At 58.3% G+C, this 24,305-nt stretch carries 22 protein-coding genes and 1 tRNA gene; 9 read left to right on the forward strand and 14 right to left on the reverse strand.

Features of this window, described 5'->3' with window-relative positions; translation table 11 throughout:
- Positions 1-49: 49 nt before the first annotated feature.
- The 4 genes from WX88_RS06110 to WX88_RS06125 all read left to right on the forward strand — a co-directional run bounded on the left by WX88_RS06110 (position 50) and on the right by WX88_RS06125 (position 6,859).
- Complete coding sequence (locus WX88_RS06110; protein WP_046243422.1) at positions 50-3,721, forward strand: PAS domain S-box protein; 3,672 nt, start codon at positions 50-52, stop codon at positions 3,719-3,721.
- Positions 3,722-3,780: 59 nt separating this feature from the next.
- Positions 3,781-4,167 (forward strand): response regulator, encoded by a 387-nt coding sequence (locus WX88_RS06115; RefSeq protein WP_046243555.1) that lies wholly within the window; start codon positions 3,781-3,783, stop codon positions 4,165-4,167.
- A 118-nt stretch (positions 4,168-4,285) separates the two neighbouring features.
- On the forward strand, positions 4,286-5,053 hold the full coding sequence (locus WX88_RS06120; protein ID WP_046243423.1) for an MBL fold metallo-hydrolase: 768 nt from the start codon (positions 4,286-4,288) through the stop codon (positions 5,051-5,053).
- A 201-nt stretch (positions 5,054-5,254) separates the two neighbouring features.
- Positions 5,255-6,859 (forward strand): NFACT RNA binding domain-containing protein, encoded by a 1,605-nt coding sequence (locus WX88_RS06125; protein ID WP_046243424.1) that lies wholly within the window; start codon positions 5,255-5,257, stop codon positions 6,857-6,859.
- Positions 6,860-6,871: 12 nt separating this feature from the next.
- On the opposite strand, the gene WX88_RS06130 is transcribed toward WX88_RS06125, so the two are convergent.
- The 4 genes from WX88_RS06130 to WX88_RS06145 all read right to left on the reverse strand — a co-directional run bounded on the left by WX88_RS06130 (position 6,872) and on the right by WX88_RS06145 (position 9,368).
- Complete coding sequence (locus WX88_RS06130; protein WP_046243425.1) at positions 6,872-7,693, reverse strand: oxidoreductase; 822 nt, start codon at positions 7,691-7,693, stop codon at positions 6,872-6,874.
- A 58-nt stretch (positions 7,694-7,751) separates the two neighbouring features.
- A complete protein-coding gene (locus WX88_RS06135) occupies positions 7,752-8,042 on the reverse strand; it encodes an ArsR/SmtB family transcription factor (protein ID WP_046243426.1) in 291 nt (96 codons plus the stop codon).
- 124 nt (positions 8,043-8,166) lie between these two features.
- Positions 8,167-8,248, reverse strand: a tRNA-Leu gene (locus tag WX88_RS06140).
- A gap of 418 nt (positions 8,249-8,666) precedes the next feature.
- Entirely contained in the window at positions 8,667-9,368 is a 702-nt protein-coding gene (locus WX88_RS06145) for a Dps family protein (protein WP_082115882.1), read from the reverse strand.
- A gap of 117 nt (positions 9,369-9,485) precedes the next feature.
- Here WX88_RS06145 and WX88_RS06150 point away from each other — a divergent pair, with 117 nt between their 5' ends.
- Both WX88_RS06150 and WX88_RS06155 read left to right on the forward strand, forming a co-directional pair.
- Positions 9,486-10,208, forward strand: coding sequence for a VIT1/CCC1 transporter family protein (locus WX88_RS06150; RefSeq protein ID WP_046243427.1), 723 nt, complete (start codon positions 9,486-9,488; stop codon positions 10,206-10,208).
- Between the two features lie 138 nt (positions 10,209-10,346).
- A complete protein-coding gene (locus WX88_RS06155) occupies positions 10,347-11,177 on the forward strand; it encodes a polyphosphate kinase 2 family protein (protein WP_052732396.1) in 831 nt (276 codons plus the stop codon).
- Between the two features lie 10 nt (positions 11,178-11,187).
- On the opposite strand, the gene WX88_RS06160 is transcribed toward WX88_RS06155, so the two are convergent.
- Together WX88_RS06160 and WX88_RS06165 are read right to left on the reverse strand one after the other, a co-directional pair.
- The gene (locus WX88_RS06160; protein ID WP_046243428.1) at positions 11,188-12,984 is read right to left on the reverse strand and encodes an ABC transporter ATP-binding protein; all 1,797 of its coding nucleotides are present in this window, start codon (positions 12,982-12,984) and stop codon (positions 11,188-11,190) included.
- Positions 12,985-13,312: 328 nt separating this feature from the next.
- A complete protein-coding gene (locus WX88_RS06165) occupies positions 13,313-13,681 on the reverse strand; it encodes a DoxX family protein (RefSeq protein WP_046243429.1) in 369 nt (122 codons plus the stop codon).
- Positions 13,682-14,141: 460 nt separating this feature from the next.
- On the opposite strand from WX88_RS06165, the gene WX88_RS06170 reads away from it, so the two are divergent.
- Together WX88_RS06170 and WX88_RS06175 are read left to right on the forward strand one after the other, a co-directional pair.
- Positions 14,142-14,504, forward strand: a complete 363-nt coding sequence (locus tag WX88_RS06170; RefSeq protein WP_046243430.1) for a hypothetical protein — start codon at positions 14,142-14,144, stop codon at positions 14,502-14,504.
- Between the two features lie 166 nt (positions 14,505-14,670).
- On the forward strand, positions 14,671-14,943 hold the full coding sequence (locus tag WX88_RS06175) for a hypothetical protein (RefSeq protein ID WP_046243431.1): 273 nt from the start codon (positions 14,671-14,673) through the stop codon (positions 14,941-14,943).
- Between the two features lie 324 nt (positions 14,944-15,267).
- Here the strand turns inward: WX88_RS06175 and WX88_RS06180 are convergent, their stop codons facing one another.
- Complete coding sequence (locus tag WX88_RS06180; protein WP_046243432.1) at positions 15,268-16,290, reverse strand: chemotaxis protein CheB; 1,023 nt, start codon at positions 16,288-16,290, stop codon at positions 15,268-15,270.
- Positions 16,291-16,474: 184 nt separating this feature from the next.
- Between WX88_RS06180 and WX88_RS06185 the strand changes: the two genes are divergently transcribed.
- A complete protein-coding gene (locus WX88_RS06185) occupies positions 16,475-19,510 on the forward strand; it encodes a CheR family methyltransferase (RefSeq protein WP_197076689.1) in 3,036 nt (1,011 codons plus the stop codon).
- 11 nt (positions 19,511-19,521) lie between these two features.
- On the opposite strand, the gene WX88_RS06190 is transcribed toward WX88_RS06185, so the two are convergent.
- The 7 genes from WX88_RS06190 to tssD form a co-directional block, all read right to left on the reverse strand.
- Positions 19,522-19,719, reverse strand: a complete 198-nt coding sequence (locus tag WX88_RS06190) for a hypothetical protein (RefSeq protein WP_197076690.1) — start codon at positions 19,717-19,719, stop codon at positions 19,522-19,524.
- A 139-nt stretch (positions 19,720-19,858) separates the two neighbouring features.
- Positions 19,859-20,356 (reverse strand): YrhA family protein, encoded by a 498-nt coding sequence (locus WX88_RS06195; RefSeq protein ID WP_046243434.1) that lies wholly within the window; start codon positions 20,354-20,356, stop codon positions 19,859-19,861.
- 140 nt (positions 20,357-20,496) lie between these two features.
- A complete protein-coding gene (locus tag WX88_RS06200) occupies positions 20,497-20,982 on the reverse strand; it encodes a YrhA family protein (protein ID WP_156175967.1) in 486 nt (161 codons plus the stop codon).
- 114 nt (positions 20,983-21,096) lie between these two features.
- The gene (locus WX88_RS06205) at positions 21,097-21,573 is read right to left on the reverse strand and encodes a YrhA family protein (protein WP_231590643.1); all 477 of its coding nucleotides are present in this window, start codon (positions 21,571-21,573) and stop codon (positions 21,097-21,099) included.
- 162 nt (positions 21,574-21,735) lie between these two features.
- Complete coding sequence (locus tag WX88_RS06210; RefSeq protein WP_046243437.1) at positions 21,736-22,233, reverse strand: YrhA family protein; 498 nt, start codon at positions 22,231-22,233, stop codon at positions 21,736-21,738.
- Between the two features lie 54 nt (positions 22,234-22,287).
- Positions 22,288-22,803, reverse strand: coding sequence for a YrhA family protein (locus tag WX88_RS06215; RefSeq protein WP_156175969.1), 516 nt, complete (start codon positions 22,801-22,803; stop codon positions 22,288-22,290).
- Positions 22,804-22,814: 11 nt separating this feature from the next.
- Positions 22,815-23,999, reverse strand: a complete 1,185-nt coding sequence (gene tssD / locus WX88_RS27265) for a type VI secretion system tube protein TssD (protein ID WP_052732399.1) — start codon at positions 23,997-23,999, stop codon at positions 22,815-22,817.
- Positions 24,000-24,305: the final 306 nt, after the last annotated feature.

Raw genomic sequence — 24,305 nt, forward strand, 5'->3', positions numbered from 1 at the left:
GGGCACGGCTATCTTAGCAGAAATATCAACAAGTAGTACGCGTCATTTTATGGCTTCTTTCCCGGCTGCTTCTTCTACCCGCCCCACGGCGCCACCGCTGGCCGCGCTGCTCGACCAGTTGGGCCACGTGTACGTGCTGCTCGACACTGCGGGAACCATCGTGGATGCCAACGAGGCTTTTCTGGCGATGACGGGCTACACCCGCAAGCAGGTGCTTGGCCAGGTCGGCTACGAAATGTTCAGCCCGCCGGGCGAGCGCGCCATCCAGCACCAACAGTACCTCAACAGCATTGCCCAGGAAACACTGCCCGCAACCTACGAGCGGACCGTGCTCACCCACCGCGGCCACCCACGCCAGGTGCATTGGCAGCTGGGATTCACCCGCGACGAGGCCGGCGCCGTCACCGGCGTGTGGATGGCTGGGCAGCAGCCCGAAGAGCGACTGATGACCAGCCCTGCCCTGAGCGGCGACAGCACCCACCTGCAAGACTTCCTCGACAACGCCCAGGACCTGGTGCAGCACCTGAGTGCCGATAACGGCTTCCTGTTTGTGAACAAGGCCTGGAAGGAAAAGCTGGGCTACACCGACGCCGAGCTGGCCACCCGCACCCTGGCCGATGTGGTGCACCCGTATTACAAAGCCAAGCTGCTCTACCAACTGCGCAACCTCTACGACGGGGAGCCGGTGAACAAAGTCGAAACCGTCTTTTTGACCAGTGTGGGCAAGCCCGTGCACCTCATCGGGAGCATGAGCGTGGTGCGCGAACAAGGCCAGCCGGTGAGCAGCCGCGCCATTCTGCACGACATTACGGACCGCATCAAGGCCGAGCGGCTCCAGAAGGTTTACTACAGCATCGCCAACCTGGCCATCAGCGCCAAGGATTTGCCCAGCCTCTACGGGGCCATTCACCGCGAGCTGAGCAAGATTATTGAAACCAGTAATCTGTTTATCGCCCTCTGCGACGATGCCCGCACGCAGCTGCAGTTCGTGTACCACGTCGACCAGCACCCGCAGCACCGGCCACAGGCGGCGCAGCCGTTCGCGTCGGGCGTGTCGGAGTACATCATTGCCGGGGGGCAGCCACGCTACCTTACCCACACCGATTTTCAGCAGCTGATTCGCAGCGGAACCATCAACGCGCACGGACTGGTGCCGGAGGTGATGCTGGCTTCCCCGCTCAGCATCGGCGACCGGATTATTGGCGTGCTGGCCGTGCAGGACTACGCCCGCGCCGATGCCTACACGCCCGGCGACCTCGACGTGCTGCACTTCATCTCGAACCAAGTGGCGCTGGCCATTGAGCGCAAGCGCAACGAGGAGCAAATCGGCAAGCAAACCGCCCGTCTGAACGCCATCTTTGAAAGTGGCTCGCACGTGATGTGGACTGTGGACACCCACGCCAGGCTCATGAACTTCAACCGCAACTACGCGGCCATGTTCCTGCGGCGCAACGGCTCGTATCCGGTGCGGGGCATCGACTTATGGGAAGCCGACCTAGCCCGGATGGCAGAGCACGAGCGCGACACGTTTGTGCGGCACTATGAAGCTGCCGGCAAGGGCCAGCCGCAGCGCTTTGAAATGCGCCTGCGCGACGCCCGTGGCAACGACGTGTGGACGGATATTTACCTGAACCCGATTTACCTCGGCGATGGCTCATTTGAGGAAATCTCGGCCATTTCCCACGATATCACCGAGCAGAAGCGCGCTCAGCTGGCCCTCGAAGCCCAGGAGGAAAAATTCCGCTCCATCTTCGAGTCGTTTCAGGATATTTACTACCGCACCGACGAGCGGGGGCTGCTTACCATCGTCAGTCCCTCGGTGCGCGAGGTGTTGGGCTACGCGCCCGAGGAAGTGGTGGGCCAGCCCGTGGTAAACTACTACGTGGAGGCGGCCGACCGGCCCCGCGCCAACGAGGAGATTCAGCGCAACGGCGGGCTGCGCAACTTCGAAACCCAGATGTGGCACAAGGACGGCTACCCGGTGAGCGTGCTCGTGAATGCCCGCATCGTCAACGGCAAAGGCGGCATGATGTTCGGCACGGAGGGCATCGCGCGCGACGTGACCGAAATCCAGCAGATGCAGGACGACCTGCGCCAGGCCAAAGACGCTGCCGAAGCTGCTCTGGAAGCCAAAACTCAGTTCCTGGCCAACATGAGCCACGAGCTGCGCACGCCCATGAACGGCATCATCGGCATGATTGACCTGCTCGACCAGACCGTGGAAACCGACGAGCAGCTCGACTACGTGGACACGCTGCGCAAGAGCAGCGACGCGCTGCTCACCATCCTCAACGACATTCTGGACCTGTCGAAAATTCAGGCCGGCAAGCTCCAGATTCGGGAGTCGGCGCTGGAGCTGCAAGCCGTAATGGAGCGCATCCGTGCCTTGTTTATCTACCGTGCCGAGCAGAAGCACATCCGCTTCACCTACCACATCACGCCGCACACCCCGCGCTACGTGATGACGGACGAAGTGCGGCTGCTGCAAATCCTGTCCAACCTGGTGGCCAATGCCATCAAGTTCACCAACGAAGGCACGGTGGCCATCATCGTGTCCAGTGTGAGTACCGATGGCGAGCTGCACACGCTGCGCTTTGCCGTGCAGGACTCGGGCATCGGCATTTCGAGCGACAATGCCAGCCTGCTCTTCACCAATTTTACCCAGCTCGACACCACGCCCAGCAAAGCCTACGGTGGCACCGGGTTGGGTCTCAGCATCAGTCGGCAACTAGCCGAGCTGCTGGGCGGCGAAATCGGAGTGCTGTCGGATGAAGGAGAGGGCAGCGTATTCTGGTTCACCATCACCGCCCGCGCCGCACGGGCCGAAGACGTGCCCGCTGTAGCGCCGGTGCGCACCGAGTCGGTATTTCAGCCGTTCGCCGCCCCGCCCCGTGTGCTACTGGTCGATGATAATGCCATCAACCAGAAGGTGGGCCTGCGGCTGCTCAGCAAGCTAGGCTGCCAGGTAGAAGTGGCCGGCGACGGGCGCGAAGCCATTGCCCGGGCCACCGGAGCCGACGCACCCTACGACATCATCTTTATGGACATTCAGATGCCCGAGATGGATGGCGTGGCCGCCACGGCCGAAATCCGCCGGCTACTGGGGGCCGAGTGCCCGCCCGTGGTGGCCATGACGGCCTATTCGATGCAGGAAGATGCTGGGCGCTTCATGCGCCAGGGCCTCGACGACTACGTGGGCAAGCCCGTGAAAAGCCGTCACCTCTACGAAGTGCTGCATCGCTGGCTGCGCCCGCGCCACACGCGGCCCAGCGCCAGCGCAATGCTCCCCCCCGCGGCTGTTGCGGCGGCCTTGCCGGTGGCGCTGCCGCTGCCGGCCTCCGCCGCGCACGTGGCCAGCGCGGTCACGCTTGATGAGGCTATTGTGCAGCAACTGGTCGAATTAGGTGGCCCGGAATTCACGGCCGAGCTTTACCAGGAGTTTGAGCAGGAGGCCGGCGATTTGCTGCGTGAAGCTGCCCCGGTGGCCGCCGAAGCCAACTTCCGGGAGCTGCTGCCCATGCTGCACCAGCTCAAGGGCACCGCCGCTACGTTGGGGGGAATGGCCCTGGCAGCCCAGGCGCGCCACCTCGAAAATCAGTTGAAAGAAGGAAGAATGGAAGAGGGGGCGGCGGGATTTCAACTTCTAGAACATTACTTTGCGAAGTTCGTTGCCGACTACCCCGGTGCCGTTGAGCGAGCCACTAATGCCCCTCCCGTTTAAAGTTCGGCTTTCTCTTGTTTTCGTTCTACCCTATGAACCCAACCCTAACCCCCACGCTCATGTCCGCCGAACATCAAACCAAAACTATTCTGATTGCTGAAGATAGCTCAGTAATACTCAACCTTACCCGCAAAATCCTCGAATTGCAAAAGTACAAAATTGTACTAGCTAAAAATGGAGGCGAGGTGCTAAAGCAGCTAGAAAGCAGCTCGGTCGACTGCGTGCTGATGGATATTAATATTCCAGTAAAGGATGGCATGCAGTGCACCCGCGAAATTCGGGCCCACGCCGATCCTAAAATTAACAAGCTGCCCATCATTGCCATCACCGGCAACGCCAACAACTACTCGATGGACCAGTTCCGTGAGGCTGGCGTGACTGACTATCTGCCCAAGCCCCTCGACTTCGATGCCTTGGTTCGCGTAGTAAAGCAATACGTAGGGTAAGGAAGTTAAGAGTTATGAGTTAAAAGTTAGGAGTTGGCGCAACGGTACTTTGCCGTGCGTGCCAATCCAGATGCGGTTATCTAATACTCATAACTTTTAACTCATAACTCTTAACTTAATGGTTGTTACGTTTCTAGGTACGGGCACTTCTTCCGGCGTGCCCATGATTGGCTGCGCCTGTGAGGTATGTCGCTCGCTTGACCACCGCGACCATCGGCTGCGCGTGTCGGTGCACCTAGCCGTGGCCGGGCGCAGCTTTGTAGTGGATTCTGGCCCCGATTTTCGCCAGCAGATGCTGCGTGCCCACATCACGCACCTCGACGCGCTGCTCTTTACTCACGAGCACAAAGACCACACCGCCGGCCTCGACGACATCCGGGCTTTCAACTTCCGGCAGCAGATAGACATGCCCGTGTACGGCGAGCCCCGCGTGCTGAACCAGCTTCAGCAGGAGTTTGCCTATATTTTTGCGGAGCATAAATACCCCGGCGTGCCCCGCGTGGTGCTGCATCCCATCGAGCGCGACGATGCGCCCTTCGACGTGCTCGGCGTGGCTGTGCAGCCCCTGCGAGCCATGCACCACAAGCTGCCGGTGCTGGGCTTTCGTATCGGCGGCTTCTGCTACCTCACTGATGCCAATTACATCGGGCCCGAAACCCTGGACCAGCTGCGCGACGCCGACGTTATCGTGTTGAATGCCCTGCGCCGCCAGGAACATATTTCCCACTTTACGCTGTCTCAGGCTATCGAAATACTAGAGGAAGTCAAGCCCAAACGGGCCTTTCTCACACATCTCAGCCACCAGATGGGCCGCCACCGCGAGGTGGAGGCGGAATTGCCCGCCTGGATTCGGCTGGCGTATGACGGGCTGAAGGTGGAAGTGTGATGCGCTCTGACGCCTAGTAGCGTAAACTGTGTAGCTCTGGTTATCTTGCTATCAGGGCGTCCCAACTGGCGCTGGGACTAGAGTACCCAGTGGTACTCCGGCGTGCCCTACCCCCAGCCCCTGTCCCGGAGGTGGGAGCCGCCGGAGCGCACGTACACTCCTTTGATAGCCACAAAAAGTTCGCGCCACCATACGCTCCTCATGCACACCAACTATTATTTTCTGCGCCAGCTAGCCCCCGCGCTCACCGAGCGCATGCAGGGTTACCGTGTGGCCGTGTGCTTCTCGCAGGAAAAAGACGAGCTGGTAGTGGGCCTCACCAATGGCACTGCCGAGTTTTGGCTGAAAGCTCAGCTCGGTGCCAATTTTTCCGCGCTGGCCTTGCCCGAAACCTTCCAGCGGGCCCGCGTCAACTCCGTTGATTTATTTCCGGAGTTACTCGGCCAGCAGGTCGAATCCGTGGTGCCCTGGCCCCAGGACCGGGTGTTGCAAGTGAATTTCCGCAGCGGCGCCCGACTGGTGTTCAAGCTTTACGGCCCGCGTCCCAACGCTATTTTTCGCCCCGCCCCCGCCGCATCTGCCCAGCTTTTCCAACAAAAGTTGTTGGCCGACGCCGACCTGCGCCCTGCGCCCACCCAGCTCGCTACTTCGCCAACCTCCAACCAATCCGAAAACTCCGGGCAAGCCCGTGTTTCAGGCAACGGCAAGCTCCCGCCGCCGCTGGCCGACCTCCCGGCCCGCTACCTGCGGGAGCACGGCTATGACCCGGCCCCGCCCGAAACCAAAATCCGGCTGGTAAACCAAGTGCTGGCGCAGCTGGAAAAGCCGGCTCACTACTATCTCATTCACCTCGACGGCCGTACCCGCCTCAGCCTGCTGCCCCTCGGTGAGCTCCTCAATACGCTCCCCGGCGACGACCCCATTGGTGCATTGCGCCGCTTCGTGCCCATGGCCCTTGGCCGCCGCGCTCTGGAAATGGAAACCAAGCAGCTCCGCCAGCTGCTCGAGCGCCGCGCCGATGAAGCCAGTACGGCGGCGGCCTACGCCCGCCAGCGCCTCCATGCCCTAGCCCATGAAGCGGGCTACCGCCACACGGCCGACCTCATCATGGCCCACCTGCACGAAATTCCGCCCGGGGCCACGCAGGTCGAAGTGCTGGATTTCTACACCAATCAGCCCAAGGTCATCAAGCTGAAGGCCACCGAGAAACCCCAGCGCACCGCCGAAAACCTCTACCGCAAAGGCAAAAATCAGCAAATTGAAGAGCGCCAACTCACTGAGCGCATCGCCCGCCGCGAAGCCGAAGCCCTCACGGCCCTGGAGCGCCTCGAAGAGTTGGAGACCGTGCCCGGCCTAGCCGAGTTACGTGGCCTGCGCGCCTGGCGCAAGCAGCATGGCCTCGACCCGACACCCAGCGCGGCCAAAGCTGCCACGGAGTTACCATTCAAGGTTTTTGAAGACCGGGGTTTTACCATCTTGGTAGGTCGTAACGCGGCTAATAACGACTTGCTAACTCAGAAGTACGCGCACAAAGATGACCTCTGGCTGCACGCCAAGGATGTAACAGGTTCGCACGTCATTATCCGGCACCGAGCCGGGCAGCCGGTGCCCGAGCCAGTGGTGGAGCACGCCGCGCAGCTGGCCGGCTGGTACTCGCGCCGCCAGCACGACTCGCTCTGCCCCGTGACGGTGACGCCCAAAAAATTCGTCCGCAAGCCCAAAGGTGCCCTGCCCGGCCAAGTGGTAGTGGAGCGCGAGCGGGTGGTGCTGGTGAAGCCCGGTAACCCATTTGAACGAGCCGAGTAGCTGTGCCCAAGTTTACCTCATTTGGCTGAGCATCAGCTTATCGAACAGCCGGTCGGAGAGGAGTCGCCGCAGCAGGAGCACCACTTTGGCGCCGCCACCGGTTGCGTAGCGGGTTTTGGGACGGGTAGTGGTGGCTGCCCGCACGATGGTCCGGGCCACCACTTCCGGCTCCGAACCGCGCGCGTCAGCGTTGGCCAGCATGCGGACGTGGCGTTGCGCCAGGTTGGCGTAGGCCGTGCTGCCCGATATTTTAAGCAGATTTTCGCGGGCTATCTGGTTCCACTCCGTTTTGATGGCGCCGGGCTGAATCACGACTACGTCGATGCCAAATTGCTTGAGCTCCATCCGGAGCGAGTCACTGAGACCTTCCACCGCAAACTTGGTGGCGTGGTACCAGCCACCGTGCGGTTCGCCAATGCGGCCTCCAATCGACGACACATTGATAATGCGCCCACTGCGTTGCGCCCGCATCAGGGGCAGCGCGAGCTGGACCAGCCGCGCCAGTCCAAATACATTTACCTCAAACTGATACCGCGCCTCAGCCAGCGGCACGTCCTCCAGCGCCCCATATGAACCATAGCCGGCATTGTTCACCAGCACGTCGAGGCGCCCTTCTGCCTGTTTGATGGCATCAATGGCTGCACCCAACGACGCTTCCTCGGCCACGTTGAGGGCTAGGAGCCGGGCTCCGGCCTGGCCCAGCGCAGCCATGCGGTCGAGGCGACGAGCGGCAGCATACACCACGTAGCCGGCCTGCAGCAGTAGCCGCGCCGTCGATTCGCCAATGCCCGATGAAGCGCCCGTTACAAGCGCTACTTTCTTCTCACTGTTCATAAGGAGAGAATTTAGTTTGATAATTTGGCAAATTTCGAATTGTATAGGCAAAAAAAGGTCAGCCGCCCAATTGGGTTAGCACGAAGGAGTGGGTTTCGGGGTCGGCGGAGGCCGTAATCTGCTTGCCTACTTTTTGCGTGGTGATGAGGCCCGCCGATTCCAGCTCCTTAATGTGGTGGGAAATGGTAGGGGCACCGATTTTCATTTTAGCGGCCAAGTCGCTCACAAAACACTCACTGCGGGGCACGGCCATGCGCTGCTGCTGCCAGATTTGCAAGTAGAGGCTCAGGCGGTGCTCATTAGCCAGAGCTTTCAGAATGCGGGTCAGGCGCTTATCAGGGGATATCATAAACAAGGTCGAAGATGCAAAGCTAATACAATTCGACAAGTATCGAAATAATTTCGGAGGCGCCAGCTTTCCATGAAACAAAAATCCCGCTGCAATTGCTTACAGCGGGATTTCCCTTTTTGCGTGCGCGCGGGGAGATTCGAACTCCCACACCCGAAGGCACCACCCCCTCAAGATGGCGTGTCTACCAGTTTCACCACGTGCGCAAATAGAGCAACTAAACCGGGCAATTCGGCCGAAACCGGCTCCGCTGAGGCGGCGAAGCGGGTGCAAAGATAGCCGACACATTTTGGTCATACAACCTTCACGCCGCCTTTTTCACCAATCAGCCATCATCCAGGGCTTTGCTTTGCCTGTTCTCGGGTTTTCTACGGAAGCTTTCTGCACTTTAATTGGCTGTTGGCATGAATTCTACCACATGCGGCATGAGTAGCCAAAAAAGGCAGAGATTTTGGCACACCCCCTTCGTGAAAGAGACTAAAGAAGCCCTGCCCGGAGAAGTTGGGTGCAAACGTGAAGGGGCTGCCACTGCTAAAGGTGCAATAATAAAAACGCGTAAGGAGCGCCACTACAATTGTGGCAGCGCTCCTTACGCGTGCTCAGGTTGGCTTAATGTAGGCTAGCTTATTCAGCCTTAACCAGGGGGGAGTCTACAACGTGCTCCGACACGAACCACACCTGCATTTCGTTGGTGCGGATGAGCTGGCTCACGATGAGGTCGTTGGTTCCGTCGTCGCCGCTTTGGCTGGCTGTTTCGGCATAGTCGTGGCAGTTTTTCAGCAGGCGCTGGTGCGCATCGAGCAGGCGCGACACTTGGACGGGCGCCTCTTCGCGGTCGCGCGGCACGCGGGGAATGCTGCTGAGCTCGGCCACGTCGTGGGCCATGGCGACGGCCACCCCACCTAAAATTTGAATGCGTTCCGCGATGTCATCGACCAGGGCGGATTGCTCTTCGTAGTGCTTGTCGTAGAGCAAGTGCAGTTGGTAGAAAGTGGGACCCACCACCTGCCAGTGGTGTTTCTTGTACATGTCGCGCAGAGTGATGGTATCGGCCAGTAGCTGGTTGAGCATCGTCACGCTCTCTTGGCGAGTGTCCTCGCTCAGGCCAATGGGCAGGCGCTGGCTCACAGTGCCGTAGCGCTGGGTGGGGGCAGGCGCGTTCTGTTGTTGGTTGAGGTGAGGCTGAATGTCGACAACGGCGTTGCTGCCAGCACCCACGCCAACGTTGGCACTAGAAACTGGAACGAGGCCATTCTTTTTGGCAGCCGGAGCAGCTTTTTTGGCGGCGGGAGCTTTGGGGGCGGCAGCTTTGGCGGGAGAGGCCATAATTTTGAAAACGAGTGAAGTGAGGAAAAACAGCCGAAACAATTCGGCCTCAGAAAATCTATTCTAGCGTACGTAAAGCACCACGCGGAGTTAAGTTTCCGCCCCGATTTTCCTTGCATGACCGACTCCACCAGCTCCCAACTCCCCATCGACCTACACCCCGAGCACCACCTCACCAGCTCAGCCATGTTGCAGGATATCGTAATAGGTCTGTCCGATGGCCTAACCGTGCCGTTTGCGCTGGCAGCGGGCCTGAGTGGCGCGGTGGCCTCGTCGGGCCTGGTGATTACGGCGGGTCTGGCCGAAATCGTGGCCGGTAGTATTGCCATGGGCCTGGGCGGCTACCTGGCTGGCCGCACCGAAGTTGAGCATTATGAAGCTGAGCAAGCCCGTGAGCGCCGCGAAGTGCGCGAGGTGCCCGACATTGAGCGTGCCGAAGTAGACGAACTGCTGGCCGAAATGGGCCTTTCCCACGAAACCCGTCGCCAGGCCGTGGCCGAGCTTACGGCCGACTCTGAGCAGTGGGTGCGTTTCATGATGAAATACGAACTGGGCCTGGAAGAACCCGACCCCCGCCAGGCTCCCAAAAGTGCCATCACCATCAGCTCAGCCTACGCCGTGGGTGGGCTGATTCCGCTCAGCGCCTACTTTTTCACCGCTACGCCAACGCAGGGTCTGGTATGGTCGGCGGGCATCACGCTGGTGTGCCTGCTGGTGTTTGGCTTTTTCAAAAGCCGTATGACAGGGCAGCCCGCCGTGGCTGGCGCTATCAAAATGGCCGTGGTGGGGGCGCTGGCTGCTGCTGCGGCATTTGGCGTGGCGCGGCTGGTGCGTAGTTGAGCGGCGGTTTGAATTTACTGAATAATCGCTGGGTGCAACTGTTATGCGGCACTTTGAAACAGGGTTGTCTAGAATAATACAGTCGGTGTGATAATCCTTTTTACATTCTGACTGGCATTGTCTGCGTAGCTTCCCGCTATGAAATTTAAGCTTCCTAAAACTCCGGCCGTCCATGTCAAGGACAAATCCTTCCGTCTGGTTGATGTGGACGTCAACGCCAGCAAGCCTTTCGCGCATGAGCGTACCAACAAGGAAGCAGCCCAGCCGCGCCTGCTAGCGCTGCGCCAGCGCCTCTGCGAGTTGCAAGAGCTACTGTATGCCGAGCATAAGCGCAGCGTGTTGCTTGTGTTTCAGGCCATGGATACGGGTGGCAAGGACGGGGCCATCGAAAACCTGCTCACGGGCGTGAACCCAGCGGGGGTGGAGGTGACTAGTTTCAAGTCGCCTTCGCTCGAAGAGCTGAGCCACGATTTTCTCTGGCGCATTCATGCCCATACGCCCAAAAAAGGGCACATTGGCGTGTTCAACCGCTCGCACTACGAGGATGTGCTCATCACCCGCGTACACGGCCTGATTGACAACAAAACCTGCAAGCAGCGCTACGAGGATATCAACAATTTCGAAGCGTTGCTCGCCAATAACCATACACATATCCTCAAGTTCTTCCTGCACATCTCGAAGGAAGAGCAGGCCGAGCGCCTACAGGCCCGCCTCGACGACCCGGCCAAAAACTGGAAATTTGACCCTAACGACCTCAAGGAGCGGGCTTACTGGGACGACTATCAGCGGGCCTATGAGGATGCGGTGCGCCACTGCTCGCCGGGCCACGCGCCGTGGTTTGTGGTGCCGGCCAACAAGAAGTGGGCCCGCGATTTGGCCATTGCAGAGATTGTAGTGGCCGCGCTGGAGGAGTTGAATCCAAAGCCACCTACTGTTGATTTCGACCCCAAAAAGCAGGTGATTAAGTAGCGAGCTGGCGTTAGATACGAGCCAACTCCTTCGCGGGGCTGGTGGAGGCGGGGCGCTCGCCAATCTGCTGGCGCCACATGGCGTAATAGAGGCCTTTTTGGGTCAGGAGGTCCTCGTGGCGGCCTTGCTCGGCAATGTGGCCGCGTTCGAGCACGAAGATGCGGTCGGCGTGGAGGATGGTGCTGAGGCGGTGGGCGATGAGAATGGTCATGTGCTGGCGCGAGCCCGACAGCTCCCGCACCGTCTTGCCAATTTCCTCTTCGGTGAGGGAGTCGAGGGCCGAAGTGGCTTCGTCGAAGACCATGAGCGTGGGCTTGCGGAGCAGGGCGCGGGCAATGCTGAGGCGCTGCTTCTCGCCCCCCGAGACCTTCACGCCGCCCTCCCCAATCACGGTGTCGAGGCCCAGTGGGGCGCGGGCGAGCAAAGAATCGGCCGCGGCTTGGCGCAGGGCGAGTAGGCATTCCTCGTCGGTGGCGTGGGGCGCCACGAAGCGCAGGTTCTCGCGGATGGTGCCCGAGAAGAGCTGCGTATCCTGGGTGACGAAGCCGATTTGCTCACGCAGCTCGTCGAGGTCGATTTCGGAGCCAGGGATGCCGTTGTAGCGAATTTGGCCTGAGAGGGGCGGGTAGAGGCCCACCAGCAGCTTTACCAGCGTGGTTTTGCCCGAGCCCGACGGGCCCACGAAGGCAATGGTTTCGCCGAGTTTGGTGGTGAAGGAGATGTTGGACAGCGCCGGTGCGTTGGCCGTGAGGTGCTTGAAGCTGACCTGCTCGAAGGCCAGATTGTCGATGTGCGCCACCGACTTGGGCTGAGCAGGTTTCACGTCCTTGGGTGTGTCCAGAATCTGCTGGAAGTTGCCCAGTGAAATCTCGGTTTCGCGGTAAATACCGATGATGGTGCCCAGTTCCTGCAACGGCCCGAAGATGGAGAACGAGTAGATGAAGAACGAGAAGAATTCGCCGAGGCTGATGTGGTTCTGAACCCGCAGATACAGCAAAAGCAGGATGATGGTGTTGCGCAGTAAGTTCACAAAAGTGCCCTGCACGAAAGAGAGGGAGCGCAGGTAGCGCACTTTGCGCAGCTCCAGTTTCAGGATTTTGGAGGTGGTGCCATTCAGGCGCTCGGTTTCCTGCTGAGCCAGCCCCAGGCTTTTAATCAGCTCAATGTTGCGCAGGCTCTCGGTGGTAGACCCAGCCAGGGCCGTGGTTTCGGCCACAATGGTTTTCTGAATAACCTTGATGCGCTTGCTCAATACAAAGCTTAGGATGCCTAGCAGCGGAATGGTGAGAAAGTAGCCCGCCGCGATGGGCCAATACACCGTGATGGCGTACCACATCACGAAGATGATGCCCACCAGGGCCGTAAAAAGCACGTTTACGAAGCTTTGAATGAGCTTCTCTACGTCGATGCGGACCTTCTGGAGCTTGCCCAGGGTTTCGCCGGAGCGCTGGTCTTCGAACACCTGGTACGGCAGCTCCAGCGAGTGGCGCAGGCCGTCGGAGTACATTCTGGCCCCCAACTGCTGCGTGATGACGTTGACGTAGTAGTCTTGGAAGTTCTTGGCGATGCGCGACACCATTGCCACGCCCAGCATCATGCCCAAGTAGGGGATGGCTTCCCGGAAAAACGGCCAGAACGGTACCAGCAGCACGCCCCAGACCTCGCCGTTTTTAGGGACGAAATGGTCTACTAATTTTCGGAAAAGATAGGGGTCCAGAAGGGAGAAAACCTGGTTGATGGTGGCTAACACCAGGGCCAGCACTAGCAGCCCCCAGTAGTTGCGCAGGTAGCTATAAAGGATTTTCATGAATGGCAAATGCGCCCAGTCTTATTATCTGGACAAGTAAGAAAAAGCGCGGCACTGCCCCGTGGCTGGGGTACCGCGCAAAGGATGCTCTTCATAACAGCGCTACCGGAAAAATGGCTTGTCGAGCTGAGCCCGGCGCGGTTTCCAGAGCTGGATTGAATGGTGGTAGCCGTATCTGTTTATTAACATTAACAACCTTTTTGCCTGGGCAGTGGCGGGCTGTGCAAAAGCCCCAGCGGCTACTTCCCACGCGTCATCGAAGGAAGCTGCTGGGGCTTTTAATACAGCAGCGATTTTCAGGAAGCTGTCAGGCTGTTGTGATATAGCTTTAGGCTGCCACCCGAGTGGGCCGCCGCAGCACCAGCACTACGGCCAGGAGTGCCAGTAGCACCAGCGCCGGTACGCCTTTAGCAATGCCACCTGGAATCTTGGTGGCGTGCAGTACTGCTGCCCCAATCATGATGATGATGAGGCCCAGCGCCGCCGGCCGTACCGTGCGCGGAATGAGCAGGCCGATACCACCCAGTAGCTCGGCCCCGCCGATGAAGTAGGCAAACCAGCCCGGTAGGCCCATGCTACCAAACATTTTGGCAGTATCTGGCCCGTGGCTTAGCTTGTTGAAGCCCGACATGATAAAGGCTGCCGCCAGTAGGGCTTGCAGAATCCAGGCGATGATGTTGCGTACAGAAGGACTCATGGGTAAATGAAATAAGGAGTGGGAGAAGGAATTGAGAGTAGCAACCCGCACAATAAAGAATGGTTCGGAGCTGCTGGCATAGCCAGACGTACGGAGCGGCGTTATGTTTCACGGCCCCTCTCCACCAAATTTCGCGCTTCAAAGTGGTGTGAGCTGTGTCCGGTAGGGGTGGGAGCTAGGTACTGAAGGACGACATTAAAGTATTTCAAATTAATTTCCAGCCGGCTCTCTATACTGCCCAGCGGAGACGGAACGAAAAAATCCTGTTTAGCAAGAACATAGTATACCGATTTGTTCTATTTTACGTACTTACCACCAGTCACAATCAGTAATTAACACCTGGCAGTGGGCAGTGACATTAACGAACTTTGTAAGGGCCCTAGTAAAATCGTTGCCGCGGCTGTTACTTTAGACGTCACCAACGGCCGAACAATTCTTTCCTTTCCACTACTCTACCACCATGACCGTTGTCTATCACGAACTTCTTCCTGAGAGTTACCTCCTGATTCTGGCGCCGGGCCAGGCGGGCGAGCCCGAAGTAGCCCTGGCCCATTGGCTGCATTGCGCCCAGCGCAGCGGCAAGCCGGCCGTGTGGGTTGATTGCGGCATGCTGAGTTCCTTATCGGAGGAAGCGGCCCGCCTGCTGTGGGCCTCGCACTACCGGCTCCAGCAAAAACACGCCCAACTGGTGCTGGTGCACGTACCCGACCGTTTGAAGCGCGAGCTGCTCGACCACGCGCAGGGGCCCGCGCCGTGCATTGTGCCTACCCTACTCGATGCTGCTGAGCAAACCCACTGGCAAAGTGGGAGTATGCTGGCTTAGGGCCAGCCTCCTGATGAGCGCGCCGCTACGCCGGCCAAGAGAAAAGAGCCTGTGCAGGGCCCACAGCTCCGACTACAAACAGACAGCCCTACCAACGGAGTGCGCCGCCGCCACCCCTGAGCGCACGCCATCTCAAAAAGCTCCACCTTTCCAAATGCTTTTTAATATGTCTACCATCTTCACTCCCTTTGGCTCCATTCCCGACGATTTACCAGCTGACCAGCGCGCGCACTGGCAGCGCCGGCAGCTCACAGCCCGCAACACGCTCGAAATCCAGGCCCTGACCGGTACCGAAGCCAATGCCGATACCATTGCCTCGTTTCGCCGCTACGTGCAGGGCGAAATTCCGTTGAGCCAGGCCATTGAGCAGGCCCGTGAGCAACTGGCCCAGGAACATGTGACCTTCCGGCAGTACCTCAACCGCCGCAACATCATCTAAGCGGTAACAAGTCGGGATTTAGAGCAATTGGGAGGTTGGTGTACGTTGCGGCCGGTCGTAGCACGAATGCTGCTGTTCGCGCTGTGATACACCAACTCCGCGTGGGGTTAACTGCGCACCCCAGTCTTTTCTTCCTGCAAATAGGTTAGCGCGGCTTCGCAAGCTTCCTCCGGCGCGCTGGAGCGGACTGCGAAGCCGCGCACGCCCGTCTGAGTGCGCCAAACTGGTTTGCGAAGTCGCGCAAACCAGTTTGGCGCATCCAAAAATGGTTTGCGAAGCACTACTCAAATGCCCGGTACAAGCTTACTGCTTTGGGCCGATGGCTTAATCCTCCCGTTCAGCGGGCGCGGCGCTGGTGTTCGTGCCTCCGTTCAGCAGGAATTCGCGTAGGCGATTGATGTGTTTTTTTATTTCCTCAATCCGCTCTTCCTGCTGCACTGAGTAGGGGCCTTCGCCGCGGACAGCCATGCTGCTGAGCAGGTTTTTGCGCTCTTCCATCATGCGCACGGCCACCCAGAGGGCTTCTTCCAGGCTGTGCTGCGTGTTGCGCAGCAGGGCGTCGGCCGTGAAGGCGTGGCCGGTATGGCAGCGGAAACGGAGCAATTTGCCCTGGTCTACCTCGAAAAGGTTGCCACCGCAATCGGGGCAGGTAAGAGGCACGGGGTGCGCGATGCGCATCACTTCTTCGGTTGTTCCCACAACTCTTTCCGCGATGGCGGCCTCCAGTTTTAGGTCTTCTGGTATTTCAGCATTTTGTTCGGGCACTCCGGGCCGGGTTATTTCTTCGAGCAACGGCCCCATCATGGCCAGCGACACGACGTAATCCACGTCTACGTTGTGCAGGGCGGTTTCAGGCATGCTGGGATACTCAGCTTCGTAGGGGTCTTGCACGACGGCCACGCCGCCGCAGCGCTTGATGAATTCGAGGCCGGCGGTGCCGTCGTGCAGCATGCCGGTGAGCACCACGCCCACCACTGCGGAGCCGTACACCACCGCGGCCGACCGGAACAGGGCGTCGATGGCGGGGCGAAAGTTGTTTTCGCGCGGACCTTTGGTGACGAGCAGGTAGGGCTGCGGGCCGTCTTTCACTAGCAGGTGGCGGTCGGGTGGGGCCAGGTAGAGGTGGCCGGTTTCGAGGGCGTCCCCATCGGCGGGCAGGTGGCAGGGCAGGTCGGTGTGGCGGGCCAGGCGATTGACGAGGTGCTGGCCATCAGAGTCGGGGGCGAAGTGCTGGACTATCAGCACGGCCGCGTTGAGCGTGGCCGGTAGCGTGGTCACTAGCTGCACCAGCGCCGGCATACCGCCGGCCGAAGTACCAACAACAATTAGGTGAGCAGGAACGGGCATTGTAGAGTATAAGATAAGTAGCTGTTTTAGTACGGTTGATTTGGGGCAGAAGGTGATAGACTCGGGGTTTCGGCGGTAGATTTGTTTTGGATGGCCCGCCCTTAATTTGGTTGGGGAGGGTGAGCAGAGGTGGTTTTTGGCCGCGCTGCTGCCCCCGCCGGCCCCGCCCACTCTTCCCCACCCAATGACTCCCAACGAATTTTCTTCCGATACCGACGAGCCCGGCGTCAAGGTCACGCCGCTGAGTAATTTGCCGCGTGAGGGCGATGAGCCCATTACGGCCATGATGATGCGCGAAATTACGCGGCCCAATGAGCTGGCCGACAGGTTCCCGCTGGTGGGGTTGGGCGGCTCGGCGGGCTCGTTGACGGCGTTCGAACAGTTTTTTCGGGCCATGCCCCCCGACACCGGCATGGCCTTCGTGGTGGTGACCCACCTAGCTCCCGACCAGGATTCGCAGCTGCCGCAGGTGATTCAGCACTTCACGACTATGCCGGTGGTAGAGGCCGCCGATGGCCTGCGCGTGCGTCCCAACCACGTCTACATCATTCCGCCCAACCGCGACATGAGCATTCTGCACGGCACGCTCCTGTTGTTTGCGCCCACCCAGCCTCCGGGCCGCCGTCTGCCCATCGACTTCTTTTTCCAGAGCATGGCCAAGGATGCCCGCGAGCGCGCCGTGTGCATCATCTGCTCGGGGCTGGGCACCGATGGTACGCTGGGCCTGAAGATGGTGATGGAGAATTTTGGGATGGTGATGGTGCAGGCCCCCGAAACGGCCGATTTCGACTCGATGCCGCGCTCGGCCCTGGCCACCGAATTTGTGGACTACGTATTACCGGCCTCCGAACTACCCGAGAAACTGCTCGAGTACGTGCGCCAGCCCGATACCCGCCCCCGCCGCGAGGAGGCCGAGAGCAGTTCGAAGCCTGCTCACGCTCTCCAGAAGATTTTTATCCTTATTCGGGCCCAGACCGGGCACGACTTTTCGTTTTACAAGCGCAATACCGTGTTCCGGCGCATTGAGCGGCGCATGAACTCGCACCAGATTCGGGAGTTCACGCACTATGTGCGCTACTTGCAGGAAAATCCCAGCGAGGTGGAGGCCCTGTTTAAGGAGTTGCTGATTGGGGTGACCAAGTTCTTCCGCGACCGCGAAGCGTACAACCTCCTCAAAGCGCGGCTGCTGCCGCTGCTGCGCCAGAAGCCCGCCGACAGCACCGTTCGGGTGTGGGCGCCGGGCTGCTCCACCGGCGAGGAGGCCTACAGCCTGGCCATTACCCTGCTCGAATGCCTCGATGGGGTGGACCGGAGCAAGTACCTCAAAATCCAAATTTTCGCCACCGACATCAACCCCGACGGCATCGACTTTGCCCGCATCGGGCTCTACAGCGAAAACATCGTGCCCGACGTGAGCCCCGAGCGCCTCCAGCGCTTCTTCACCAAAACCGATGAGGGCTACCGCATCAAGAAGGAGGTGCGCGATGTGGTGGTGTTTGCTGTGCACGACCTCAATAAGGATGCGCCCTTCACCAAGCTTGACCTGCTGGTGTGCCGCAACCTGCTCATTTACCTGAGCGCGGAGCTGCAAAAGAACCTTATTCCCATCTTTCACTATGCCTTACTGCCCAACGGGCTGCTGTTTTTGGGGCCCAGCGAAAACCTCACCGGTTTTCAGGATTTATTCCAGGCGCTGGACGTGAAATGGAAGCTGTCGCGGCGCACCGATACGCCTTCTTCCCTCTCCCGGCTTGCTAATTTTCCGTTTTCTCTGACCCGGCAGCACGCGCAGCCTACGCCCGCTTCCGTCTCTGCCACCATGACTCCCAACTCCTCTCGTAAAGAAGGCCCGTTTGCCACCCTGGTGCAGCGCGTGCTGCTGCGTCAGTATACGCCGCCGGCCGTGGTTATTAATCCCAAAGGCGAAATTCTGTACGTGAATGGCCGCACTGGCCGCTACCTGGAGCCGGCCCCTGGCCTGGGTGGCATGAACATCTTCGAGATGGCCCGCGAAGAGCTCAACTATGAGCTGAGCGAAACCGTGCACAAGGCCGCCACCAGCCGCCAGAACGTGGTGGTGGAGAACGTGAAGCTGCGCCTCGACACCGGCGTGCAGCTGGTGCGCGTCACCGTGAAGGTGCTCGAAGAGGCCGAGCAGCTGGCCGGCCTGCTGCTGGTGGTGTTTGAGGAGCAGCCCACGCCCCGCCGGGTGCGCCTGGGCAAAGCGCCCGCCACCCTCAACGACCAGCACGAGTCCCAGACTCAAACCATGGAAAAGGAACTGCAATACACCAAGCACCGCCTCCAAACCACCATCGAGGAGATGGAAAGCAGCGTGGAAGAGCTGAAAAGCACCAACGAGGAGCTGCAAAGCGCCAATGAGGAGCTGCAAAGCACCAACGAGGAGGCCATGACCAATAAGGAGGAAATGCAGAGCCTCAACGAGGAGTTGATGACCCTGAACATGCAGTACCTCAGCAAGACCGAGGAGCTGAGCCAGGCCGCCAACGACATGAAAAACCTACTCGATGCGACGGAGATTGCCACCATCTTCCTCGACAACGACATGGTGATAAAGCGCTTCACGCCGCCCGTCCACCGCATTGTTTCGCTGATGCCGTCCGACGTGGGCCGGTCCATCACGCACTTCGCTAGTACCCTGCGCCACGAGCGCCTGGTGCAGGACGTGCAGCAGGTGCTCGACCACCTGGTGACCGTGGAGGCCAACATTCAAACCACCCGGGGCGAGTGGTATGCCATGCGCATCCTTCCCTACCGCACCCTCGACAACTACATCAGCGGGGCCGTCATCACCTTCACCGACATCACCAGCCTCAAAGCCCTCGAAGCCCAGCTCCTGGAAAGCACCCGCCTGGCCCAGGCTGTGGTGGAGGCCGTGCGCGAGCCCCTGCTCGTACTCGACGCGCAGCTGCGGGTGCTGGCCATCAGCCAGCATTTCGCCGAGCTCTTCGGCCTTGATGCCGAGGCCGTGCAGGGCCAGTACCTGCGCGAGCTCGACGGCGGTGGGTGGCGCGATGCCGGCTTGCGCCAGCATCTCGACGGCCTGCTCCGCCCGCCCTGCACGCCCTTCGATGATTATCCCTTAGATAGTAATTTCTCCAACGCCGGCCCCCGCCGGCTGCTCATCTACGGCCGCTGCATTGCTACCAATGGCCAGTCGACGGGCCGTATACTGCTGGGCGTGCGCGAAGCCAGTTAGCGCGGGCCTGGCTAGCTGGCCGCCAGGTCCAGAGCCTGTCGCACGTCGGGCCAGGTCAGCTCGCCGGCCACGTAGCGGGCGTAGAGGTGGTGAGCATACGCTGTGGCCTTGGTTTTGAGGCGCGGATACACTGCCTGCAACTGCGTCAGCACGTAGGCGCGCTGCTGCGGGGTCTGGGCGTCGGGGCCGAAGCGAGGGTCGTAAGTCATGAACATGGTAGAATAGAGCACGAATAAAATAATAGGAAGGCAAATCTCGGCCGAAACAAACCGCACATCAAGCCCTGGAATACTGATTTTTGGGGTGTAGTAAATACGGATATTTTCTACTGGCTTTCCCTGTTCCGCCCTATGCTTGCTCTTCCGCCTCGTCCTCGAAAATCCCCAGCGCGTTCTTGAAGAGTTGTTCGGCTAGCTCCTCGAATGTGTCGAAGGTTTGATAAGCGTCTCCACTTACTTTATCCGTCACTTTGAACTGCTGGTCGCGGCGGTCAAACAGGAATAAATCATCGCGTGTCTCGCCGAACATGAGTAGATGATGGTCGGTATTCTCCTCGTAGTCTTCCCACAAGCCGTTGGCTACAAAGCCTTCCATATCGGCGTCATATTCCTCTATACGCCGTGTTTTGCTCGCGTACAGCTTATAGCCATTAAAGTCAATTCCGTCAGTGATGGCTAGCAGATGGAGATAGGTAGAAGGCAGTTTGTAATGATATATTTCTTGCACGTTACTCGCAAGCTGTGCGATATCTTCCGCCGACGCGGCAGGTTGCAGCTTGTCATCAAATTGCGCTTCAATGGCTTCAATTTGATGCAAGTAGTCTAGTAATGGCTTCGAGCCAGGCATAAAAGGACGCAGGTGAATTAATAATTAGGGTAGCTATAATTATTCACAATAGCCCAATCCAATACTTTGCTTTTAACCAGGATTGAGCGATACGTTGAGATGCTCAGGAGAACGGTAAAAAGTAAGCACAATCAACTGTCTTATTTATCGTCGTCCTCTTCCTCTCCATATTTCCCCAATATATGATTGAGGACTTGTGTAAATAACTCCTCGGCAGTTTCGAATGAATCGAACACGGTGCCGCCAATCCGGGCACTAATTTCAAATTTGCCGGTCTGTAGATTGTGACGGTAAAAATCCATGCCCGACTCGGCGAAATAAAGGAAGTAGCGGTTCGGTTGATAGCCGCGTAAAAGAATATTGGCTTCTACAAAGCCTTGAAGGCTGAACCGTTCGTTTTTCGTGTACAGTCGGCTCGCGTAAAGCACTACGCCATTGCAGTCCAAGCCATCAGTCTGGCCCAGAATATCTAAATAAGATAGGGGTAATGCGTACTCAAAGAGTTGGGCCACTCGATGACCAAATGCCTCCTGTTCGGCCTTCGGAAGTGCCGCTTGTTGAGGTTCTTTAGCTTCGGTTTGATCCAGTAAAACGGCCGCCAGCAGATGTTGAATAGTTGAGTTCATGGTCAGGGCCAAGCGGTTGGTAGTGGCAGTAGATACAGAGTTGCCGACAATGGCTGTATCGGGGCCACACCAGCACCGTGAGCAGAGAAGCCCCAATAGCAAAAGGAATACTGCTTACACTTCGCCTTCGTAGCGGTCCAGCATGTGGTTGAGCAAGGTTTCGAGTAGTTCCTCACAGGTATCGAAGGCATCCGTTTGATCGTCATCCATTTCCTTGGTGATACGGTCTACGATTTCAAACTTACCGCTGGTCAGGTTGTAGCAGTAGAGCACATCGCCAGACTCAGCAAAGAAAATAAATTCCTCGTTGGGTGGAAAGTCGCGCCATTGTTCATTCGCCTCTACTATTCCTCTAAACAAGTACTTCATTCTCCCTTCCGGCGTCACCCGCGTTCGGGGTTGGCTGGCGTAGAGTTGAACCCCATTCCAGTCGAGACCATTCGACAGGCGCAAGAGGTCTAGGTAGGCTGGTGGTAGGGTGTACCGAAGCTTTTGAGTCGCTTCCTCTTGCACCATGCGCAATTCCTCTGTGGTGGCTGCGGGCGCTATTGGACGACCAAGTTTTTCCCTGTTAGTTTGAATTTCATTCACTAGAATGCGCATTGCGGTTTCTATATAAGCGGGTAATTGCATTGGGAAGGCATGGCTGCGCTTCGGGCGTGCCTGCTCTACATCAACTCCGGCCTGACTTTTATCCCGCTGGGTCGTAAACGAGAGGAGAGCTATTTTGAAAGGCTGTAACAACCTCTAGGTTCATGCCTCTTCGAAGTTGTTCAACATGTGATTGAATAGCCTAGCGAATAGTTCTTCACAGGTGTCGAAGACATCCTTCCCCGGGTCATCCAGCCCCTTCGTGATGCGGTCAACTATTGCGTATTTGCCACTTTTCAAATTATGGTAATAGAGCTGTTCACCTGATTCAGCAAAGAAGATGAACTCTCGGTTTGGCTCAAAGGCCCGCCATTGCTCATTAACTTCTACCAAGCCGCGAATCGCATATTTAAGCCGCCCAGCTTCGTTGATAAACGGCTGCGCTTTGCTGGCATACAGTTGGTGTCCATTCCATTCGATGCCATTGGTACGAGCCAGTAGATTGAGGTACTGAGTAGGTACATCGTAGGCCAGTTTTTGCCGCGCTTCAAGTTGCAAGTGTTCTAAATCAGTGGCTGTCGCTGGGGGGCACATCAGCTCGCCGTACTCTTCTTGTGTGGCTTGGATAATATCCACCAAATCGTGCAAGGGTGTTTCCATATTTTTGGTGAAAGCGTCTGAGCAGATAAGCTCAAATGGCAAAATAAATATCGCCTACGCTTCGCCTTCTTCCTTATCTCCGTAACGGTCCAGCATGTGGTTGAGCAGCGCTCCTAGTAGTTCCTCACATGTGATAAATACGCTGGCGTCGCTGTCTACTTCCTGAGCAATACGGTCCATGATTTGGAATTTATCTGTAATCAAATTGTGGCAATACACTACGTCCCCGGTTTCCGCGAAAAAAATGAACTGCTTGTTAGGTTCGTAAGTACGCCAAATCAGATTGGCTTCAATAAAGCCTTCAATGGTGTATTCTGCGCGGTCAGCATAACCAACGAGCGGTTGAGTTGCACTCGCGTACAAGAGAATGCCATTAGAGTCAATTCCATCAACGATACCCAGCAAGCCCAGGTATGCTTCAGGCAAGCGGTAGTCCAGTTTAGCGGTGACTTGTTCCTGAAGCTGTTGCAGCCTATCGCGGGAAGCGGGTGGCTGCATTGGTAAAGCATGGCGACGGTTCTGACGCTCTTGCTTTATCTCTTCTATTAAGCTCACGATGCGTGCTTCCATATTCATTGAAATTAAGGATAGATAAACCCTGGGTAGGTAGGCCATTGAATCAGACGAGTATCCCCTGCCTTCATACCCTTAGTTAAGCTGATTTGCAAGTTGGTAATTGATTTATGGTACGGGTCATTTTTAATTAAAACCAGATTGTCGAAGCTATTATCACCGCCGTCGTCCAGTGGAAGCTTGTGATGTACTTGGTATTTGGTAGGCCTGATGCCATCAGCCATATCGTCTATCTCGGCATCGCTAAGCCCAGAAGATTTCAATGTTGCCCTGGCGTTTGGGTCACTACCAAGCTTTTTCAGGAAATCTTTCCTGGCTGACGTGTCAAACTTGTCCCGTAAAGCTTTCCGTGCCGTGTCGCTCCGTTTAGTGTACTGAAGCGGAATACTATAAAATCCTGGCAGTTTTACCGTGTTTCCATACAGGAGTCCTTCCACCTCTAAATCACTCAACTTTTGCACATGAATGCCCTTGACCTTCGCCAGCAGCGCAATCAGCTCCGCCTCTTCCTCCGGGGTGAGCGTGCCGGCTGCGTGTTGGGCTACTAGCTCCCGCAAACGCAGCTCATCGGGGTTGAGGGGCGGGTGGGGCAGGCCCGGGGCGTGGGCCGGAGTGCTGCTGGCCAGAATCAGGCCCAAGGTCAGCGCCGTTGGTAGTAGCAGCGGGCCCAGCGTGGCGGCGGCCAGGCGGGCGGCGATGGCGGCCAGGTCTTCGGCCACGGGTACAGCCACGGGCGTGACCACCAGGGGCGGGGGCAGCAGCAGGCCCTCTTGCGGGGTGCCGTGGCTGCCCGGCGCCGGGGGCACGTAGGCGCTGGGCCCGCCGGGCTGCATGCGCAGCTGCGGGGCCGTGATGGTCAGGTGGCACAGGTAAGCACCCTCGGTGAGGCTGCCGGACTCGAACTCTTCGCGGTAGCCCACGCACTGGCCCGCCTCCCAACTCAGCGTTTCCAGGGCGGCCCCGCCCTGGCCATCGAAGAAGACAACCTGCCCCGGCAGCGGCTTATAGGGCGTATTGGCCCAGGCCAGCAGGCGCTCGTCGTCGGGCACGTCCAGGGTCAGCTCGACCAGGCCGGGGCGGACCTTGGCCACGACCCGGCCCCGCTCGTTGGTGGCCTGGGTAAACGTGTAGGTGCCGCGCTGCAGGGGGTAGCGCTGGCCCTCCACGTGCAGTTCGGCGTAGAAAGATGCCATCAGAAAACGGGGCCAACCGGGATAGGCAACTGGTGCCGCAAGCTAAGCACAGAGTGTCGAGGTTGGGGTACAGAGACAGTCGAGTTAAGATAGTAAAGCTTTCACTGGCTCATACGCTAATAGAAAAAAACACCTTACTATTGTCCCAAAGTTGGTTTGGTAATAAGGCCGAACTCCTGCCCCGATCTTCTAAATTTTACCTTCTACCACATGATTACAAGGCATTCCACCGGCCTACGCCGGCGTCTAACTGTTACCCTTGGACTAAGCCTGCTAGGATTGGAAGCGCTATTAGGGTGCTCTGCC

Origin of the sequence: Hymenobacter terrenus, from assembly GCF_000972495.1 — a bacterium.
GTDB lineage: Bacteria > Bacteroidota > Bacteroidia > Cytophagales > Hymenobacteraceae > Hymenobacter > Hymenobacter terrenus.